The sequence below is a fragment of the Finegoldia sp. BIOML-A2 genome, assembly GCF_009678315.1.
In the GTDB taxonomy this organism is placed as follows: Bacteria; Bacillota; Clostridia; order Tissierellales; family Peptoniphilaceae; genus Finegoldia; species Finegoldia magna.
The window spans coordinates 408,503-428,282 of sequence record NZ_WKZE01000001.1; the positions used below are offsets into that span (position 1 = coordinate 408,503).

A 19,780-nucleotide genomic window follows, 5' to 3' on the forward strand; every position below is an offset into this window, starting at 1 on the left:
TAAAATATTTTCAAATATAGCAAACATTCATGTTAAGAATATCATACGGATGAAATTGCTTTGGTTTCAAATCGAAAAAATCCGTCAAAAATTTGACTGCGTAAGCGAAGCGTGCTTCAAATTTTAGGATTTTGAGATTTAGAAATCAACAATTTCAGTAGTCTAGATATTCGTGCATGAAGTTTGCTCATATTATTTTATAAATTGTGCATCAAGTTTGCTCATATTATTTTTCAAATAAAAAATGGCCTCTATAAAAGAGACCATTCATTTATCTTACTACTACTGCCATTCTTCTTGACAAATAATTTTCCGATACTTCACTGTATGATTTTGTGATTTCGTTTGAGTACCAAGGATCTGCCAAGTAGAATCTGTTTGTTTTTGGATTGTATCCATTGATGCAGATTCCGTGGTTGTTTGCGAAAAATCTCTTTCCGTAAACATTTGTTGACCATCTTGGTTTTTCCCATCTCAACGTTCCGTAGTACATGATTGTGTTTCCATTTTGAAGTTCAGCCAAAATATCTCTCATATTTGAACCAGAAATATTTTCTGCTTTGCCATTTGCAAATCTGTTCGCAAACTTAGTCATTGGTTCTGGATTCATATATGTCGCCATAACTCTTGTGTGATAATAAGCGTCCCAAACGTAAGGATTCTTTGAGAAACCAGTGTTATTATCGTTAGTATTCATTGGAAGTTGATTCAAAAATTCATTGTAAGTGTACTCCAACGCATAACCTTTTGCTTGTAATGCGTGATACATAGCTGTTGGTTCGCAACCAATTGGAGCAGCTTTTTGTTTGATGCCACGTTGTGATTTTGGTGTGATTTGGTTCATTATATTTGGAACTGTGATGTGAACTGTGCCGAAATCTTGTGGATTGTAGTATTTGAATCCTTCCGGTCTAATCCATCCGTTAATTCCGTTGAATGACAAATTAACCCACTTATCTTCAACCTTTACAACTTTCAAAATCTTGTTAACTGCAACATCGATTACTTTTTTCGCTGTGTCTTTCATTTCAGTTAACAAAGAGATAGCTTTGTTATTAACAACGTAATCTTTTAATCTGAATATATTTCTATCAGTTTTGTAAACTTTGATTAATTCTTTCTTTAATAAAGCATTCTTAATATTTGTGAAGCAATCATCTGAAATAGAATTTTTGCCGCCAAATATATAAGATTTTTCTTCTACATTCAAACCTTTCAAATAATTTTCGTGAGTTTGTGCTTTGTTAGAAGAACTTGCTTCTTTTTCCAATTGAATATTATTTCTTGGAACCAAAACAATTGGAGCGTCGATTTTTTGGCTAACTGGAGCTGCTGCTAATGCATCTGCATACACCTCTCCTGTTGTAAATATAGCTTTTTTGGCGTTTGGATAAGCTACTTTGGATACTTCAACGCTTGTTTTGTATCTGTCAGCTCCTGCAATTCTTGTAGATTTCAAATTAAGAATGCTGTCGATTTCTGCTTTTACAGAATCGCTAATGCTGTTAGTTCCACCTACAATATAACTTTTTAAAATCTTTGTCTTATCGATTGATGATAAATACTCTTTGATTGATGTAGGTAGTACATTTTTTTGTACTAGAAGAATTGGAGATTTTGTTTTGTTTGCAAGTCCAACAGAACTCAAACTATCTGCATAATTTTCTCCACTTGCAAACACCAATGTGTCCGCATTTTTCTTGTTCTTTGCTAATTTTGCGTTGACAGCGTATCTGTCATGTCCGTCGATTCTTTCAACTTCGATTCCCATTTTTTTCAAAAATTCTTCAACATCTTTGCTGATTGTCTTTTCGCCACCAATGATGTGAACTTTTTTGATGTTTCTGTTCTTAAGTTGTTCTCTAGTCTTTTCGTTTAGCTTTGAACCTTCAGTGTACAAAATCGGCATTTTACCGTCAGTGATGTTTCCAGAGCTTATCGCATCTGCAAACACTTCGCTTGATGTAAGTACAACTTCTTCTGCCTTGTCGAAAAACTCATCGTGAATCTTATTTGCAGATTCAAATCTGTCATGTCCTTCGACTCTTTCAGCTACATTTTTGTCCGTAAGAACTTCCTTGTGTTCTTCCTTTTTTGGTTGTTCATTTGGTTGTTCTTCGTCCTTTTTTTCTGCTTGGTCAGCTTTTTCTGTAGAATTTTCTTGTTTTGAACTATTTTCGGGATTTAATTGTTCGTCATTTATTTCAACTTTTGGTGAAATAATGTTTTCTTCTTCGGCGTAACTAATTCCTGTTGTCATTGAAAATGCTAGTAGAAAAGCTATCAATAACTTCTTTTTATTCATACCTTCCTCCTTAACAAAAATTATACCACATATCGAGGAAATAATATCATTTTCTAAACGTAAAATTCCGCCTGTGCATCCCACAATTTCTTGTACATTCCGTTCTTGCTTATTAAGCTGTCGTGATCTCCAGTTTCAGCAATTTCTCCTTTGTCGAACACGATAATTTTGTCGGAGAATTTGCAGCTAGACAACCTGTGTGAGATAAAAATTGCCGTTCTATCTTTGATTATTTCTCCCAATTTCTCGTAAATTTCCGCCTCACTTATAGGATCCAAGCTCGCCGTCGGTTCATCCAAAATCAAAAACGGACTATCTTGGTACAATGCTCTTGCGATGGCGATTTTTTGTTCTTGACCTTTGGAAACGCTGATTCCATTTTCGTCAATATCTTTGTACAGATAAGTTTGGATTCCATTTTCCCATTTTTGAACATCGTCGTACATCCCAACATCTTTTAGCGATTGAACTACTTTTTCTTCGTCGTAATCCATTCCAGAAGCGACATTTTGTTCCAATGGATATGCGAACAAATTAAAATCTTGGAACACAACTGAGAATATTTTCAAATACTCATCGTATCTGTATTTTTTGATGTTAATTCCATTCAACAAGATTTCCCCTTCAGTAACATCGTAAAATCTAATCAACAACTTCACAAAAGTAGTCTTGCCACAACCGTTTTGCCCTACAATCGCCAATTTTTTCCCAAGGTCGAATTTCAAATTGATATTTTCCAATACCCAATTGTCAGTTCCAGGATATTTGAAGCTGACATTTTTGAATTCAACTTCGTATTTTTTGTCGGATCTTTTTTCTGTAGTCAAACTTCCATTGTAAAATTCCGATTTTTTGTGCAAATAATCCATCATAAGTTCTGCATACGGAGTGTTTGTCTTGTACAATGCAACTCCTTCCAAGAATTTCGACAAATTACTCGTAAAATTTATCAAACTTCCCAAATATTGGCTGAGCATTCCTATTGAAATAGCTCCGAGCAATGATTTGGATACTACGACAAGATAAATCAACAAAACTTGTAATTTCGAGAAAAATTCGCTGAGTATTTTGTAAGTGACGCCTTCTGTCGACATAATTCTATCGAAAAATCCACCAGGATTAAAAATCCCACATTCATTAAGCATATTAGCTGCAATATTATATTGACGATACATTCTCGTATCCAGCATTCTGCTTTTATCTTTCATTCGCCAACAATAAAATGAGAACACTCGGTTTCCGAATTTTCCTTGTTCAGCTATTTTGTTCCAAATTTCAAACTGTTTTGCGTTGAATTTCTGTGAAATCCATGATAAAAATACAACCACTACAATCAACAAAACATTTATCCAGACGCTATTTAGAAACGAAAAACTTTCTGGTGCATTCCAGCTTGTAATGAGAAATTGATACGACAACACCAAACTACCTATCATCGCCAATAAAGACTCCAATATCATATCGTATGCGTAAAGAACTCTTATAATTCCGAATTCACCGATGTTTATGTTTTGTTCTATATTCGATTTTTCTCCAATAATGTCTGTGTCTTGGGATTGTTTGTAATCCAATTCATTGAATTTTTTTGATAAAATATGAAAAAATATCTCGTATTTCTTGTCCTTGTATGTGTTTTGGATTTTATTCGTCAAGGCGAGAATTATTTGAATGAAAAACACTGACAACAACGCAATTACTGCCCATTTACCTACAAATTGTACAGGCATCTTATTGACGATTCCATCTATCATTCTAGCAGATGCGTAAATGCTAATTAAAGGAAAAATTGCTGAGAATAAACAGTTAAGAGTGTAGCTGAGAATAAGCTTTTTGTAATTTTTCCACAAAACACTCCAAGTATCTTTGAATAGTTTAAGATTCTTTTGCATTGTAGTCCTCCCTATAATATTTCGCTTGAGTGTCGAACAAATATTTGTACGTTCCGCCTTTTTTCATCAATTCCTCGTGAGTTCCTCTTTCTTCAATTCCCTTATTTCCAATCAACAAAATGTAATCACAAAACCTCGTTGAAGCCATTCTATGAGAAATAAAAATCGATGTGTGGTTTTTCGTTAGTTCATTGTATTTGTTGTACAAATCTTTTTCTGCTAATGGGTCAAGCGCTGCCGTCGGCTCATCCAATATCAAAAACTTCGAATTCTTGTACAAAGCTCTCGCAAGAAGTAGCTTTTGAGTTTCCCCTCCTGATAAAACAGGAGAATCTTGGTAGATATATTTTTCAATCGTGTTGAATACTCCATCCGGAAATTCCTTAACTTTGTCGTAAAGTCCTGCCAACTTCAACACTTCTTCCACACGTTCTACATCATCTGTGGATTTTGATTGTGTGACATTCATGTAAATTGTTTCAGGCAATATCGAATAATCTTGGAACACTGCAGAGAAAATCTCGTAATATTTTCTTCTGTTGAGTTCTCTCAAATCAATTCCATTGACAAGCACACGACCTTCTGTTGGATCCAAAAATCCTATCAAAAGTTTAATCAACGTAGTTTTCCCCGATCCATTGAGTCCAACAACAGCGACCTTTTCTTGTGGGTTGACTTGGAAGTTCACATTCTTCAATACAAATTCGTCGCTACCAGGATATTTATATCCCACGTTTTCGAATTTTATCGTAATATCATCATAAGGATTTAATTCGATTCCTCCGTCTTTTTTGAACTTTTCTTCCAAATCTACAAACTCTCTTACAGTTGCAATATCCTTTACTTCCATAAAAAGCACACTGAGAAAATTGAACAATCTTTGAACATCATATCCGAATTTTGTTTGTGCAGAAAAAGCCAACAAGAACATACTTGCATCGATCTTGCCATTTACTGCAAAATTTATCAGATAATAATATGTAATGGAATTTCTCAAAAGATTGAACACGCAATCCAAGAAATCTGCCATCAACATTTTGTTTCCCATTTTATTCAAGAAATCATCGTACAAGACAAAAACGCTGTCGTAAATATCTTCCAGCCAATTTCCAAGCCCGAACATCCTGATATCTTTTGCGTGTTTGTGGCTACTAACTGAATTAATGTAGTTGAATTCCTTTTCAAACTTAGCTTGTGTTTTCCTGTTATCGTACTTCCATTGTTTAAGTTTTTTTGAATACAGAAAACTAATCAAACTGGCGATAATCGACACCAAAATTATGAAAATAGGAAGCCTTGCAAGTAAAATCAAATACACACTTGTGCTGATTAGTAAATACAAAACGTCTTTCATCGTAATCCAGATGTGTTCTGTAGCTTGATCATTTCCTTCTAAGTTTACGTTCGCTTTTTCGGATAAATCCAAAACATTTTTGTCCAAAATCATCTCATAATCCATCGACAAGAATTTTTCAATACATTGATTTAACATCAAAGTTCGAATGTAGATTTTCTTTGGCAAGATCCTCAAATCCAACGACTCTTTTGTCGCTGAACAGACGAAAATCAAGACCGCAAACACGACAACTGTAAGCATAATCGTTCTGAAATCTTGTGAGCTTTCAACCATTTTGATAATTTGTGGAGTAAAGTACAACTGTAAAATATCAATTCCAGCAGTTGTGATAGCCATAATTATCAGCATGAAAATCAAACTTTTTTGGTTGTTCCACGCAAGATTGAACATAAATTTAATATTATCATTTGTAGAATAATTTTTCTTCATAATTACCTCCCAATAATATCTTAACCGAAATACTATCGTATTTTCGTTTTAGGGATAAGCATATCAAAAACAGGGATGACTATATCAAAATCTCCGTCGTAAAAGCATTGTCCTCTGAATTTCTGTTGATGTAACCGTCGTATTTGTCAACGATTTCGTCAATACTGATAAGCCCCAGCCCTCTGTTATCGCCCTTTGTCGATTTGAAAATTCTGCCAAACTTCTCCTGTTTTTTGCTACTTGTCTTGTTAGTAGATGAAAAAAACTTAGTCTTCAAATCGATTTTGTTGATATCCGCCCATTCTTCACAGTATTTTGCATACAAATTTCTTATATTTTCTTCGTCATCTACGATTGCAATATTCATAACACACCTCTGTCTTATTTTATCACAACAAATAATTTTTAAATAAAAAAAGCTACTGACACCTTGTGCCAATAGCTAATAATTATTTTTCTCGTAAAAACTCTAACAATTCGTCCTTTATTTTCTCATCATGAAGTGCAAAATCAACCGTAGCCTTCACAAACCCAAGCTTGTTACCGACATCGTATCTCTTGCCGATAAAATCGTACGCAATCATCTTGCGTTTTTCTGCAAGCTGGTTCAAAGCATCAGTCAATTGAATTTCGTTATTCTTGCCAGGTTTTGTTTCGTGAAGAATCGGAAAAATATCTGGAGTTACAATATATCTTCCAAGAATAGCCAAGTTAGTCGTAGCTTCTTCGCGGCTTGGTTTTTCCACCAACGACTCAACCTCAGTAATTCTATCCGAAGTCTTCACACCATTCACAATCCCGTACTTGTCTACATCTTCCCACGAAACTTCTTGCACACCCAAAACCGGAGACTCTTCCCTCTCGTAAATATCAGCCATTTGTTTGATACAAGGAAGTTCATCAGAAGTATTGTAGATAATATCATCACCCAACAAAATCGCAAAAGGCTCATCACCAACAAAACTTTCCGCGTATTTTATCGCATCTCCAAGACCGTTTTTCTTCTTCTGTCTAATAGTGTAAATATTCGCCATCTTCGATAGCTCGTGAATTTCACCAGAAATCTCCGAAGACTTCTTGTTCAATTCGTATTCCAATTCAAAATTCACATCAAAATAATCCTCGATAGATCCCTTATCCTTGCTTATAATAATCAAAATATCCGTAATTCCAGAATCCACAACCTCCTTTACAATATGATGCAAAGTTGGTTTGTCATAGATTGGAAGCATCTCCTTCGGAACAGATTTCGATGCAGGAAGCATCCTCGTACCAAAACCCGCCGCAGGAATAACCGCTTTTCTTACCTTCATTGTCACTCCTCGTGTTATAATTTTACGCCATAAATCATTTGTCTCTAATAATATTGTAACAAGAAATGTTGATTTTTGCTATAAGGTGGGTGTAGGTCGCAAGATTTTGAAGTCGCATGTGCTAACAAGAAGTGCAAAACCGATTTGCACGAATATCTGACTTACGAAAATAAAAAAATCCTCGCACTCGTGACCCTAAAATCTCAAGTGCGCCTCCGGCTGGCACGAGTGAGATTTTCTACGGGTCACTTCGCTTGGATTTTTAGTTATTTTCTCCAGATGATATTCTTAGCAAAATCGGTAATCCTCTTTTTACGCTACACAGAATTTATTTAATCTCCTTCTTCCGTCTTAAAGCTTGTCTATTTTTGCAGCACTCATAATAAAAGCTCGTAACTAAGCGAGTCATCTGGAGAAAATTGTGTCAAATTCCACCTCTCCCTCGTTTTAAGTCTTGCTATTTTTTTATTTATTTTTTAGAATTAATCATTTTATCCTTGTAGATATACAAAAGCAGATTACTGCATTTGCTAAGAATATCATTCGTAGGAAATTTACATGATTTCAAATCGAAAAAATCCGCCAGAAATTTGACCGCTTGAGTGCGTAGCACGAGCTTCAAATTTCAGGATTTTGAGATTTAGAAATCACAAATTTCCGAAGACAGATATTCGTGCAAATCAGTTTTCTGATTTATCATAAACCGAAACAGTCTAGTCTATTACACCAATTTTCGTAAGCCAAACGATGCGTGTTACGACTTTTAATCCTCTCCCTCTCCTCGTTATAAACCTTGCCTATTTTTTATTGTAGCACTCCAATAAAAGCTCGTAACTAAGCGAGTCATCTGGAGAAAATTGTATCAAATTCAATCGAAGAAGTTCGTTAAAAAATCTCATTGTTTGAGTGCGTAGCACGAGTTTGAGATTTTAGAATTTCGAGATTAGAATTCGCCAATTTTCGTAAGCCAGACGATGCGTGTTACGACTTTTATTCCGTATGTTTATGTTGCGACAAATTTCCTTGTCTGAGTGTTCGTGCAAATCAGTTTTCTGATTTTACCTTTTATAAAACCTCTTTTGGCAACAAAAAATAGGCAAGCCCCGTTGCCTATTTTCTCTAAAATCTATTTCTTTTTAATTCCCAATTCGCCATCTACATTTGTAATAACGACAGTGTCCTTGTCAGTTACAGTGCCTTTTATCAATTCACGGCCGAGTTTTGTTTCGACGTTGGATTCGATAAATCTCTTAACTGGTCTTGCACCATACAATACATCGTATGCTTTGTCGATAATCAAATCTTCTGCAGATTCGTCGATTTCGATGGTGATTTGTCTGTCTTCCAATTGTTTTTGTAACAATGAAACTTGTTTTTCAATAATCTTGTAGATGTCATCTTTTGTCAATGGTTTGAACATTACGATATCGTCAATTCTATTCAAAAATTCTGGTTTGAATCTGGATTTCAATTCGTCCATTACAGAATTTCTGCTTTCATCAGAAATATTTCCACTGTCGTCAATTCCTTCAATCAAATCCATCGATCCAATGTTACTTGTCATGATGATGATTGTGTTTTTGAAATCGACAGTTCTACCTTTGTTGTCAGTCAAACGTCCGTCATCCAAAACTTGCAACAATATGTTGAACACATCTGGATGCGCTTTTTCGATTTCGTCGAACAAAATCACTGAGTATGGTTTTCTTCTGACAGCTTCAGTTAGTTGACCACCTTCATCGTATCCAACATATCCTGGAGGAGCTCCGACAAGTCTACTTACTGCGTGTTTTTCCATATATTCTGACATATCGATACGAATCAAATTCTTTTCGTCATCAAACATATTTTCAGTCAAAGCTTTTGCAAGTTCTGTTTTACCAACACCAGTTGGTCCAAGGAATATAAATGAACCGATTGGTCTGTTGAGTGATTTCAAACCACTTCTAGCCCTGATGATTGCATCAGTCACAGCAGTTACAGCTTCATCTTGTCCCACAACTCTCTTGTGCAACAACTTGTCCATATTCAAAATCTTGTCGCGTTCTGTTTCCACTAATTTTGTCACAGGAATTGAAGTCCACTTGCTCACAACTTCTGCGATTTCATCTTCAGTTACGCTTTCTTTGATGATAGAACTGTCGTCTTCGTCCATTTTTTTGTTCAATTCTTCAAGTTTGTTTTGAAGTTCGACTAATTTTCCGTATTTTAATTCAGACAATTTTTCAAAATCATATTTTCTTTGAGCTTCTTCCATTTCGTGTTTTACGGCTTCGATTTCAGATTTTGTGTCCTTGATTTCGTCGACCTTGGATTTTTGTTGAGTCCATTCCATATACATCGCATCAAACTCGTTTTTAGTATCTTGTAATTCTTTTTCCAAATTTTCGAGTCTGATTTTGCTCATTTCATCGTCTTCTTTGTTCAAAGCAGCACGTTCGATTTCAAGTTGCAATATTTTTCTCTTAGTTTCGTCGATGCTTTCAGGCATAGAATCAATCTCAGTTCTAACCATAGCACTTGCTTCGTCCATCAAATCAATAGCCTTGTCTGGCAAAAATCTGTCGGTAATATATCTGTCCGACAAAGTTGCCGCAGCGATTACAGCATTGTCAGTGATTTTAATTCCGTGATAAATCTCATATTTGTCCTTGATACCACGTAATATCGAAATCGTGTCTTCTACTGAAGGCTCTTCAACCAAAACTTTTTGGAATCTTCTTTCCAATGCGCCATCTGTTTCGATGTATTTTCTGTATTCATCCAACGTTGTAGCGCCGATTGTTCTGATTTCGCCACGTGCTAACATTGGCTTCAACAAGTTTGCTGCATCCATTGCTCCTTCTGATTTTCCAGCTCCAACCAAAGTGTGAATCTCGTCGATAAACATAATGATTTTGCCGTCAGAATCTGCAACTTCTTTCAACACAGCCTTCAATCTTTCTTCGAATTCTCCTCTGAATTTCGCACCGGCAATCAAACTTCCCATGTCCAATGCAAAAATAGATTTGTTTCTCAAAGTTTCTGGAACATCGTCATTGACAATTCTAAGCGCCAAGCCTTCCACAATCGCAGTTTTACCAACACCTGGTTGACCAATCAACACTGGATTGTTCTTCGTCCTACGGCTCAAAATCCTAACGCTGTGTCTGATTTCATCGTCACGACCGATAACTGGATCAAGTTTGCCTTCTTTCGCCAAATCAGTCAAATTACGACCGTATTTTGTCAACACATCTGTTGTATCTTCTGGATTATCAGAATCTATCTTTTGATTTCCCCTCAAATCCTTCAAATTAGATGCGAAGTTTTGCTTGTTGACATTAAAATCTTTCAACAAAACTGCACTAACAGTGTTTTTTTCTCCTAAAATACTCATAAAAATGTGTTCCACTGACACGAAACTGTCTCCCATTGACTTAGCTTCGTCCTCTGCTTTCAACAAAATTCTTTGGAAAGCAGTGCTAGGGTACACACTCGATTGACTGTCGTTTTTAGGAAGAGAATCTATTTTTTGATTAAAAGCGCTCACGATTTTTTTGTAATCTGCGCCCAATTTTTGGATAGTCTTTGCAACTATAGAATCTGAATCAGACAATAACGCATAACTCAAATGAACATCCGTAACTTCTGGATTGCCCAATTTTATCGCAGTATTTTGCGCATCTTGAATTGCTTGAACAGATTTTTGTGTGAATTTATTTAAATCCATAATTCTTACCTCCTAACATTATTCAGATAATTCGTATAATTGTTTATATAACTTTTCTTGTTCTTCGTTTAATTTTGTTGGATTTACGATAGAAATTTCAAGGTACAAATCGCCTTTGACACCTTTCATATCCACAAATCCCTTGTCCTTAATCCTAATTCTTTGATTAGCCTTGATGTTTTTCGGAATCTTAACCTTGATTCTCTCACCACTAATCGTTTCAACATTGATAGATTTTCCAAAATAAGCTTCCCATGGTTTAAGTTCAACCTTCTTGATGATATTGTGATCTTCAAGCTTGTTGTACACATCAACCAAGTTAATCTTCACATAAATGTCCCCGTCAACTCCGAACTTTTCGCCCTTGACCTTAATCTTCTTGCCAGGCAAAATCCCTTTTGGAACTTTCAAATTCAAGTTAACACTTTTATCCCCAATCATAAGTCCCAATCTTTTTTCTACACCATTGTAGATATCTGATAAAGAAACGGAAATGTCCGTGTCGTATCTTTGCCTTGGTTGTGATTTTCTTCCAGCGCCTTTGAATCCACCGAAAATATCGGAAAATCCTCCGCCGCTACCTTGTCCACCTGAGAAAAACGCATTGAAAAAGTCCGAGAATCCTCCGCCACTTCCACCAGTTGTGTAAGTGTACGAACCAGAATTCTTGCCGAAACCACCAAATCCTCCGAAGTTTCCAAAATCGTACGCATTCGGATCGAAGTTTTGTCCGCCTTGGAAGTTATAATTTGATCCGAACATATCGTATTTTTTACGCTTATCTTCGTTACCCAAAACCTCGTAAGCCTCGTTGATTTCCTTGAATTTTTCTTGTGATTTCTCATCGCCTTTATTTAAATCAGGGTGATATTTCTTGGCGAGTTTTCGGTATGCTTTTTTAATTTCTTGGGAGCTCGCCTTTTTATCCACCCCCAAAACTTTGTAATAATCTTTATATTCCATAAAAACCTCCCATAATTTGTTTTTGACTTTCTTTGACCTTGATATTATTATACACCCTTACGAGCGCATAATCAATAGTATTTGCAATCTTTGCAATATCTTTGACTTTTGATTTTTATCTTTGACTTTTAGATTTTTAATTTTTATTTTGATTCTAAAATTAAATCATTATATCCATATGGAATGATCCTTGCCACTTCCCACTTCGAAATGGTATTTCACAATTCCCAAATTGACTTTTGCTGACGGAGCAAATTTCGCCTTCGCCTTCACCTTATCATCAACCAAAGTCAACATAAATTTTTGTTGATTAATCGCTGTCGGTGCATTAAGTGCACAATCGACACCATCCTTGAACCATTGTGGAAAATCTTCATTCACATTTGACACTTGTCTTGGAAGTTTGCTCTTGTGATTGTAACCCCAGTTTGCAGGAATACCGAACGCAATCACAATCACCAAGTTTTCGTTAGGTTCTATGTATTTTCTTATATTCTTCTTATTATATGTAAGGGCAACCCAGCACGAACCCAAACCCAAATTCATAAGTTCCATCACAAGCTTCTCGCCGTAATATCCGCAAGTCTCGCTCAAATCATTGCCTACACCCTTCATAATCAGAAAATTATTCACATTCTCAAACTTTCCGTACTTTGCAAGCTTTGAATTAAAACCTTCCTTGTCATCAAACACAGCCCTTATATTCAAACTCGACTCACGATTAACCTCATCAACCTTCTGTTCAATAATCTCCTTCACAGAATTATCAATCTCTTCATCTATGTATTTTCTGACAGAATGCCTCTTGTGCATCAACTCTAAAATATCCACCTTGTCCCCCTCATTAAAATATATACTTATTATAATATACCACAAATCATGAAAATTCACGCACCACCACGCATACATTTAACCATTCCACACAAATAAAAAATGGAATCCACCTATTCCATCTATATAAGCCCACCCAATCCACACCCTACAATCAATACATCTTGCGCAAATTCTCCAACGCCTTGCTTCTCGTATTGTAGAATGTCGACTGTTTCATATTCAATTCTTTGCAAATCTCCCTCGCACTTTTTTCTCTAAGGAAATTCTCGTAAATAATCTTCTGTTGCTTTTCGGGAAGCTTACGCACCCTCTCATAAAGCTTTTTAATCTCCAACCTATCCTCAAAATCCTGTTCGATATTCTCATCAGATTCAATCAAATTCATCACCTCATCTCCATCCTCATTAGTATAATTCAACGACGAAACACTTCTTCTAGGATTCTTCTTCAAATAGAAAAACCTCAACCTCTGCTTCAAATAATAATTGAACGGAACCTTCTTCGAACCATCATACTCCATAATCGCATACATAATCTCAGTCTTGCCATCATCCACAAGCTCCTCAAAAATATCCGCCCTATCATAATATTTTTTTATACTACTAATAATCAACGGCTCAAAAGCCTTGTAAATTCTCTTATCATTCAAAATTTTGTTATTCACAATATAATCTATCTCTTTGTAATTCATGATTCCCATCTCCTTTTTCTCAATTTTACAATCGATGAGAGGATTTTATTAATCAAGAATGAAACGTAAAACAACATCAAAACCAATAGTAATTGCGTGAACTATTCAATTATTTTATAAAAAAGCATCATCATTCTTCACAAAACAAACCAATTCATTATAAATTGAAATCGAAAACACTTGTGTAGGAACGTATGTTCTGTTATAATAAAATTATCATAAAATAAAAGGAGAATTTATGAAACAATTACAAGCAATCATTCCGATATACGTAGACAATATCGGCAATGCAGTCCGACTTTATTTTAATGATTTCACCACTACCAATTATTGTTCATTGGATTGCTGCATCAAAAAAATCGCCCGCAACCAATTAATCGACATCACAGAAGCCAAGAAATTAATCAAAAAATCCCTGAACATAACCAAAAATCCTCCTATTTGTTTTAAAAACGGAACGTACTGCATGATCAAAGTCAGAAAACCAATATCCAAAAACGACGGAAGTTATGGACTGTTCAACATCGAATCCATCGAAGAAATCAAAACAGGACACATAATACTTGTGAATAATCAAAAAATCACAACACTAGAATCCAAGAAAAGCATCGACGACAAAATCCAAAAAGCGAAACTTGCCAGGCTTTTGATAGATGATTATACGACAAACTTGGACATACTCACCAAATAAAAATCACAAAAAAACTGATACAACTCGTATCAGTTTTTTGCATGAAAAAATGGGACCAAAATTAGTCCCATTTTAAAATATAAATCTGCCTATCAATGAAAGGAAAAATTATTTACGTTTTCTGATTGAAACATAAGCACCTGCTGCTGTTGATAAAGCTGCTGCTGCTAATGTTAAGATTTCAGCTTCGCTACCAGCTTTTGGTAATTTAGCTTTTTCTTTCTTCTTGTTTGGAGAATCAGTGTTTTCTTTTCCAGGTTTTTCTGGTTTTTTGTTTTCATCAGGTTTTTTGTTTTCATCAGGTTTTTTGTCTTCACCAGGTTTTTCACCTTCGCCAGGTTTTTCACCTTCACCAGGTTTTTCACCTTCGCCAGGTTTTTCACCTTCGCCAGGTTTTTCACCTTCACCAGGTTTTTCACCTTCACCAGGTTTTTCTGGGTTTGAAGGAACATCTGGTGTTGATGGGTTTGATGGTACATCAGGAGTTGATGGTACATCAGGAGTTGATGGTACATCTGGTTTTTCTTTTCCAGCGAATCTGATGTTAATAGTGTATCCACCATCTTCTAAGTCTGCTTTATATTTACCATGTTCTTTTGCTAACAAGTCTGCATATCTGTAAGCTTCTGCTGTTGCTTCTTCAAATGTTCCTTTAAATGTTGCAGTTTGTACTGTTCCATCTTCAAAATATATATTTTCTTTAATTGTTACTTGTTCTTTTTCGTCTGGTTTTTCGTCTTTTCCAGCAAATCTGATGTTAATAGTGTATCCACCATCTTCTAAATCTGCTGTATACTTTCCATGTTCTTTTGATAATAAATCTGCATATCTGTATGCTTCTGCTGTTGCTTCTTCAAATGTTCCTTTAAATGTTGCAGTTTGTACTGTTCCATCTTCAAAGTACAAGTTTTCTTTGATTGTAACTTCTTCTTTTGGTCCTTCTGGTTTTTCGTCTTTTCCAGCAAATCTGATGTTAATAGTGTATCCACCATCTTCTAAGTCTGCTTTATATTTACCATGTTCTTTTGATAATAAGTCAGCATATCTGTAAGCTTCTGCTGTTGCTTCTTCAAATGTTCCTTTGAATGTTGCAGTTTGTACTGTTCCATCTGCAAAGTACAAGTTTTCTTTGATTGTAACTTCTTCTTTTGGTCCTTCTGGTTTTTCGTCTTTTCCAGCAAATCTGATGTTAATAGTGTATCCACCATCTTCTAAGTCTGTTTTATATTTACCATGTTCTTTTGATAACAAATCTGCATAAGCATAAGCTTCTGCTGTTGCTTCTTCAAATGTTCCTTTAAATTCTGCAGTTTGTGTTTTTCCATCTGCAAAGATTAAGTTAGCTTTGATTGTAACTTCTTCTTTTGGTTTTTCTGATGTTTTACCAGCAAATTTAATATTTAAAGTTAAGCCTTTATCTGCAGTTTCTACAGTATATTCTCCATTATCTTTCTTTAAAGCATCTGCGTAAGCGTAAGCATCTGATACTGCTTTTGCGAATGTTCCTTTGAATTCTGCAGTTTGTGTGCTTCCATCTGCAAAGATTAAGTTAGCTTTGATTGTAACTTCTTCTTCTTTTGGTTCTTCTGGTTTTTTTGGAGTTTCAGCTAGGTTTGGTGATAATACATATTCCCAGTTTCCGTCAGTTTTTTGTGAAACTTTGTAACTATTATTTATATGACCAGGGTTTAATAATTCATTTTCTAAAGCTCTTTTAGCTGCTTCTTCAGCTTCAGCTTTTGTTCTGAAAGCATATGGATGTTCTGATTGATCATAAAAGTTATCAGAAATTTTTCCTTCTTTTTCTGGTTTTTCTGGTGTTTCTTCATCTTCTTTTTTATCATCAGATGGTTTATATTCGTGATCTTTGAATATTCCAGGGCCTTTGTCTTCAGTACCAGCTGGAATTCCTTTATATTCGTGATCTTTAAACATTGGATTATCTGATCCATCTAGAGCTTTGTCTGTTAACTTTGGTGCGTCTGGATTTTCAAATTCTTCTTGAGCAAATGATCCTACTCCACCTGTTGCTACAATTGCACCTGCAAGTGCAGCCATTAATAATTTTTTATTAATTTTCATACTATCATGACAATGGAAACTTCCCTTAATAAGGGTGGAATTTGTCTCCTCCTTTTAAATTTTTTGCATTCAATGCTATTTAAATCAAATTCGTTTCCAAGCAATTATATTGCCATTCCTTAGTTATTGTTTACCCAAAAAGGGTGGTCAACAATCGAATTTCACCAATTTATTAAATCAGTGTTCTTGCTTCGTCCACTGTCCTAAAATTTCCCAAGGACAATGTCCACAAGCGTTAGGTTCGGTAAATTCAACGCCTACCTTTTATTTTAGCTACTATTTCTAGTAGTTATAATCATGTGTCTTGTTGTGATTTCGTGAAAACATTATTATATTTGTTAAATATAACAGTGTTAAGTTTTGTTGCATTATTGAACAAAAACTTATCACCACATTCTTAAATTGAATATTCGTTAATAATTATCCAATCTTTTGCTATTCATAAAGTTTCCTTTATCACACTACTATATTAGTTTAAGCTCATTATACTACATAAGTTCAAATATTACAATAAGTTTACAAAAATCTTTTTGTGTATATATTTTGTAGAATAGTTATGCAATTTGTTATTCAATATTTTTTATTTCGAAGTCAATATGTAGTGTGTTTCTTGGGTTTTTAATCACTTATTGTGATATGTCGAAATATTATTGCAATATTATGTTTTTTTATTATTTTATGATGTTTTAAATTTGAATTTTCGAGTGTGAACGACCAGTTTTTCTTTGGTTTATAAGCTAATTCTGCGATTTTTTATTTTCAATTTAATTATACCACGTAACAATGGTTACGGATTATTGTAACTCTTATCAGTATAATATAATCAAATAAATGGAGGGATAATATGTCAAGATTTTTAGGAAAAATTCATTATATAATGTTCGATAAGATAAATTACGTTGATGAGATTACACGCAAGATGAGTGAGTTGTTGGATGAAAATGTCGATTTGAAAAATATTGAACGTGGAGCGTTGGAGGATTTGATTGACACAGACAATATTCACGGATGGTTGCAGGTGAGAGTTGGAATCGTCGAGGATAATTTGCGAAGATTTTAAGTGAGCTGAAAAAAGAAGATAAGCTTGAAGATGCTCTTAAAATCGCCTATGATTTTGGTGCGAAGGAGGATTTCTCGGGTGATGCTTCTGATGCGTTTCAATTTATGTCCGATAAGTTCTTGGATGGGATGCCTTGCGATATGGCGAATTTGCCAGTGGAATCAGATGATGGAGAGTTCCGTTGGATTAAGAGAATTGATGTGCACGAACAGTATTACATCTATGGAGAATCTTCTGAAGTTTACGATGAGTTTCGTCGTGCGTGGATGAATGGATTGTTGAGCGATTGTGATTTGAAATACGTCGTGGAAGACGGAGTAAATATTATAAGGTAGATTTGTGCGTTTTTGGGGTATAATTATATGTAAGATAGCAACAATTTTAGGAGGTATGTTATATGTATATTAGAGAAGAAGTACTTAAAAACGCAAATAATAAGGAAAAAGTTTCAGAGATTTTGGAAAATTATTTCAAAACAGATGCAAATTACGAAAACGAACACGAACGTGACGAACTTCGCCGCCGTGGCTTTGAAGAATTGAAGTTAATCGGAGAAATCCAAGTTTATCAATTGTTGATGAACTCAGATAACGATAGAAGTAAATTATAATAATCAATCCCTTGTCATGTGGCAAGGGATTTTTGTGTGTGATAAAGTATATTTTATTGAAAAAGAGTTATAATATATGTATGAAAACTTCAAGAAAAATATACGCAATGAATTTATTTTCCAATTTAATATTTTATGCGCCTGTTGCGTTGTTGGTTAGGACGGATAGAGGAATTAGCTTGTCGCAGTTTTTTGTGTTACAAGCGATACTGTCTGTTACTTGCATGGTTTGTGAATTTCCTTTGGGTGTGTTGACCGATAAAATCGGGCTGAAAAAGTCAATAGTTCTCGCACAGTTTACTATGCTAACTGCAAGGATAATTTTACTAGTATCCAATAATTTTATTCTTTTTGCAGTGGAAGCCTTGCTTGAAGGAATTGCTTTTGCATTGAATTCCGGAACAATAAGTGCCTACGTATACAAGCTTTTCGGTGATGATAATTATAGTAATAATATTTCTAAGTTCTACAATTGGGGAACGATCGCTTTTATCGTATCAACCGTAATATTTCCTTTTATTAATTCAAGATGGAACATTAACGCTTTGATTTGGGTAACAATAATTGCAAATGTAATCGCAACTGTGATTTCTATTTTTATTCCAGATACCGACAACTCAAGTGATAATGAGGAACAATTTAATTTGTCAAAAACATTGAAGCTATTGGTACACGATAAAACTTTTAGAGTAATCGTGTTAATCGTATCGTTGTTTAATTTGTCATTTTTGTTGATCAACTTCTTCTATGTAAAAGTCATAATTGACAATGGATATTCGGAAAACATAGTGTCGCCACTCATCCTAGCTTACTCGGGACTTCAACTCTCACAAACATTTATCATAAAATATCTAGGAGAACAAAAAGCATGGAACAAAGTTCGATTATTTTCAGTTATTGCATCATTGTTCTTTGCTGGATTATGCGTGATATCTGGAAAGCCCGTAGTGTTGTTGATGATTATTCTTCCAACAATCTTGTCTGTCTTGGGGATATTTATTGAAAAAATCCAAAACAATTATATAGACACAATAGGCTTCAAAAATCACAGAGCAACCATGCTATCAGCATTTAGCTTCTTCGCTGATGTCTTCGAGGTAGTATTCTTGTTGGCAAACTCGTATATTTCATCGTTCAATTACAAATATATCTTCGTGTTTATAGCCGCATCACTATTGCTGAGTGCGATTATGCTTAGAAATGATAATATACCGTAAAGTCTGTATCGTGATTTGTGAGTTTAGTAAGTATGATATAAGTTATAAAAATCCCTTGTCGTGTGACAAGGGATTTTTGGTGTGTTTAATAGTATTAGATTTTCGTTGTTTTTTTTTATTCCTTTTATTGCATTTAGGCATTGAAGTCCGTCAGATTGTTTTGCTCTAACACCTTCGTATTCTTTTGGTAATAAGCCAATAAAAGCCTTCCAGAAATTAATATAAAATGTGATAAATACGATGTTACGGTAAAAACTACTCACATCAGTTGAATGATTGATATCATAGATAAATGGAATCATACTTACAAATAAAATAATGTTAACAAGTGGCCCTGCCAAAAATACAATCAAATTTTTCTTGTAATACCAATCTTCATAATCATCATCTAAGTAGCATGCTCCATCGGCGGGAATTAAATGTATTTTAAACCTTTTGGTTTTCAATATTTGTTTGCCTCTTCCGATTTCAATTCTCCATTTCTTTGATTGGTAAGCTAAGCGATAAGCAATAGCATGTCCCATCTCATGTAAGAGTTGAGAAATTTGATAAACAAAATAAGATATTACTACTATCATTAGTGTATTAAACATTTTAACCTCGATTATGTAAATTATACAATTATAA

At 34.7% G+C, this 19,780-nt stretch carries 16 protein-coding genes; 5 read left to right on the plus strand and 11 right to left on the minus strand.

Annotated features, from left to right (window positions below):
• Nucleotides 1–271 precede the first annotated feature (271 nt).
• From GKF99_RS01875 to GKF99_RS01915, 9 genes are all read right to left on the minus strand, one after another.
• Nucleotides 272–2,305 carry a cell wall-binding repeat-containing protein gene (locus tag GKF99_RS01875; protein WP_154272529.1) on the minus strand — a complete coding sequence of 678 codons (2,034 nt, stop codon included), beginning with the start codon at nucleotides 2,303–2,305 and terminating at the stop codon, nucleotides 272–274.
• Between the two features lie 53 nt (nucleotides 2,306–2,358).
• Nucleotides 2,359–4,194: an ABC transporter ATP-binding protein gene (locus GKF99_RS01880; protein ID WP_154272530.1), complete on the minus strand. Its 1,836-nt coding sequence runs from the start codon at nucleotides 4,192–4,194 to the stop codon at nucleotides 2,359–2,361.
• Entirely contained in the window at nucleotides 4,178–5,980 is a 1,803-nt protein-coding gene (locus GKF99_RS01885) for an ABC transporter ATP-binding protein (protein WP_154272531.1), read from the minus strand. The genes GKF99_RS01880 and GKF99_RS01885 overlap by 17 nt, the downstream gene beginning before the upstream one ends.
• 79 nt (nucleotides 5,981–6,059) lie before the next feature.
• Nucleotides 6,060–6,347, minus strand: a complete 288-nt coding sequence (locus GKF99_RS08670; RefSeq protein WP_154272532.1) for a GHKL domain-containing protein — start codon at nucleotides 6,345–6,347, stop codon at nucleotides 6,060–6,062.
• Between the two features lie 82 nt (nucleotides 6,348–6,429).
• The gene (gene galU, locus GKF99_RS01895) at nucleotides 6,430–7,293 is read right to left on the minus strand and encodes a UTP--glucose-1-phosphate uridylyltransferase GalU (protein WP_154272533.1); all 864 of its coding nucleotides are present in this window, start codon (nucleotides 7,291–7,293) and stop codon (nucleotides 6,430–6,432) included.
• 1,126 nt (nucleotides 7,294–8,419) lie between these two features.
• Nucleotides 8,420–11,005 (minus strand): ATP-dependent chaperone ClpB, encoded by a 2,586-nt coding sequence (gene clpB, locus GKF99_RS01900; protein ID WP_154272534.1) that lies wholly within the window; start codon nucleotides 11,003–11,005, stop codon nucleotides 8,420–8,422.
• Between the two features lie 18 nt (nucleotides 11,006–11,023).
• On the minus strand, nucleotides 11,024–11,968 hold the full coding sequence (locus tag GKF99_RS01905) for a DnaJ domain-containing protein (protein ID WP_094206371.1): 945 nt from the start codon (nucleotides 11,966–11,968) through the stop codon (nucleotides 11,024–11,026).
• Between the two features lie 168 nt (nucleotides 11,969–12,136).
• Nucleotides 12,137–12,799: a nitroreductase family protein gene (locus GKF99_RS01910; RefSeq protein WP_347233075.1), complete on the minus strand. Its 663-nt coding sequence runs from the start codon at nucleotides 12,797–12,799 to the stop codon at nucleotides 12,137–12,139.
• Nucleotides 12,800–12,953: 154 nt separating this feature from the next.
• Entirely contained in the window at nucleotides 12,954–13,493 is a 540-nt protein-coding gene (locus GKF99_RS01915; protein WP_154272535.1) for a sigma-70 family RNA polymerase sigma factor, read from the minus strand.
• A gap of 238 nt (nucleotides 13,494–13,731) precedes the next feature.
• Between GKF99_RS01915 and GKF99_RS01920 the strand changes: the two genes are divergently transcribed.
• The gene (locus tag GKF99_RS01920; RefSeq protein ID WP_154272536.1) at nucleotides 13,732–14,184 is read left to right on the plus strand and encodes a hypothetical protein; all 453 of its coding nucleotides are present in this window, start codon (nucleotides 13,732–13,734) and stop codon (nucleotides 14,182–14,184) included.
• Nucleotides 14,185–14,292: 108 nt separating this feature from the next.
• Here the strand turns inward: GKF99_RS01920 and GKF99_RS01925 are convergent, their stop codons facing one another.
• Nucleotides 14,293–16,266 (minus strand): DUF5633 domain-containing protein, encoded by a 1,974-nt coding sequence (locus GKF99_RS01925; protein WP_154272537.1) that lies wholly within the window; start codon nucleotides 16,264–16,266, stop codon nucleotides 14,293–14,295.
• Between the two features lie 844 nt (nucleotides 16,267–17,110).
• Between GKF99_RS01925 and GKF99_RS08675 the strand changes: the two genes are divergently transcribed.
• From GKF99_RS08675 to GKF99_RS01940, 4 genes are all read left to right on the plus strand, one after another.
• On the plus strand, nucleotides 17,111–17,326 hold the full coding sequence (locus GKF99_RS08675) for a hypothetical protein (protein ID WP_241673553.1): 216 nt from the start codon (nucleotides 17,111–17,113) through the stop codon (nucleotides 17,324–17,326).
• Nucleotides 17,327–17,430: 104 nt separating this feature from the next.
• Nucleotides 17,431–17,661 carry a hypothetical protein gene (locus GKF99_RS08680; RefSeq protein WP_241673554.1) on the plus strand — a complete coding sequence of 77 codons (231 nt, stop codon included), beginning with the start codon at nucleotides 17,431–17,433 and terminating at the stop codon, nucleotides 17,659–17,661.
• A gap of 62 nt (nucleotides 17,662–17,723) precedes the next feature.
• Nucleotides 17,724–17,936 (plus strand): hypothetical protein, encoded by a 213-nt coding sequence (locus tag GKF99_RS01935; protein WP_154254768.1) that lies wholly within the window; start codon nucleotides 17,724–17,726, stop codon nucleotides 17,934–17,936.
• Nucleotides 17,937–18,016: 80 nt separating this feature from the next.
• Nucleotides 18,017–19,153: an MFS transporter gene (locus GKF99_RS01940; RefSeq protein WP_154272538.1), complete on the plus strand. Its 1,137-nt coding sequence runs from the start codon at nucleotides 18,017–18,019 to the stop codon at nucleotides 19,151–19,153.
• Nucleotides 19,154–19,176: 23 nt separating this feature from the next.
• Here GKF99_RS01940 and GKF99_RS01945 read toward each other — a convergent pair whose 3' ends face one another.
• Complete coding sequence (locus GKF99_RS01945) at nucleotides 19,177–19,746, minus strand: M50 family metallopeptidase (protein ID WP_241673555.1); 570 nt, start codon at nucleotides 19,744–19,746, stop codon at nucleotides 19,177–19,179.
• Nucleotides 19,747–19,780 lie beyond the last annotated feature (34 nt).

What these genes read in the sequence shown, in the direction of transcription:
- GKF99_RS01885 (WP_154272531.1), bottom strand. Translation starts at nt 5,980, where the DNA reads ATGAAGAAAAATTATTCTACAAATGATAATATTAAATTTATGTTCAAT.
- GKF99_RS01940 (WP_154272538.1), top strand. Translation starts at nt 18,017, where the DNA reads ATGAAAACTTCAAGAAAAATATACGCAATGAATTTATTTTCCAATTTA.
- GKF99_RS01945 (WP_241673555.1), bottom strand. Translation starts at nt 19,746, where the DNA reads ATGTTTAATACACTAATGATAGTAGTAATATCTTATTTTGTTTATCAA.
- GKF99_RS08680 (WP_241673554.1), top strand. Translation starts at nt 17,431, where the DNA reads ATGTCCGATAAGTTCTTGGATGGGATGCCTTGCGATATGGCGAATTTG.
- GKF99_RS01880 (WP_154272530.1), bottom strand. Translation starts at nt 4,194, where the DNA reads ATGCAAAAGAATCTTAAACTATTCAAAGATACTTGGAGTGTTTTGTGG.
- GKF99_RS08675 (WP_241673553.1), top strand. Translation starts at nt 17,111, where the DNA reads ATGTCAAGATTTTTAGGAAAAATTCATTATATAATGTTCGATAAGATA.
- GKF99_RS01925 (WP_154272537.1), bottom strand. Translation starts at nt 16,266, where the DNA reads ATGAAAATTAATAAAAAATTATTAATGGCTGCACTTGCAGGTGCAATT.
- GKF99_RS08670 (WP_154272532.1), bottom strand. Translation starts at nt 6,347, where the DNA reads ATGAATATTGCAATCGTAGATGACGAAGAAAATATAAGAAATTTGTAT.
- GKF99_RS01920 (WP_154272536.1), top strand. Translation starts at nt 13,732, where the DNA reads ATGAAACAATTACAAGCAATCATTCCGATATACGTAGACAATATCGGC.
- GKF99_RS01905 (WP_094206371.1), bottom strand. Translation starts at nt 11,968, where the DNA reads ATGGAATATAAAGATTATTACAAAGTTTTGGGGGTGGATAAAAAGGCG.
- GKF99_RS01935 (WP_154254768.1), top strand. Translation starts at nt 17,724, where the DNA reads ATGTATATTAGAGAAGAAGTACTTAAAAACGCAAATAATAAGGAAAAA.
- galU (WP_154272533.1), bottom strand. Translation starts at nt 7,293, where the DNA reads ATGAAGGTAAGAAAAGCGGTTATTCCTGCGGCGGGTTTTGGTACGAGG.
- GKF99_RS01875 (WP_154272529.1), bottom strand. Translation starts at nt 2,305, where the DNA reads ATGAATAAAAAGAAGTTATTGATAGCTTTTCTACTAGCATTTTCAATG.
- clpB (WP_154272534.1), bottom strand. Translation starts at nt 11,005, where the DNA reads ATGGATTTAAATAAATTCACACAAAAATCTGTTCAAGCAATTCAAGAT.
- GKF99_RS01915 (WP_154272535.1), bottom strand. Translation starts at nt 13,493, where the DNA reads ATGAATTACAAAGAGATAGATTATATTGTGAATAACAAAATTTTGAAT.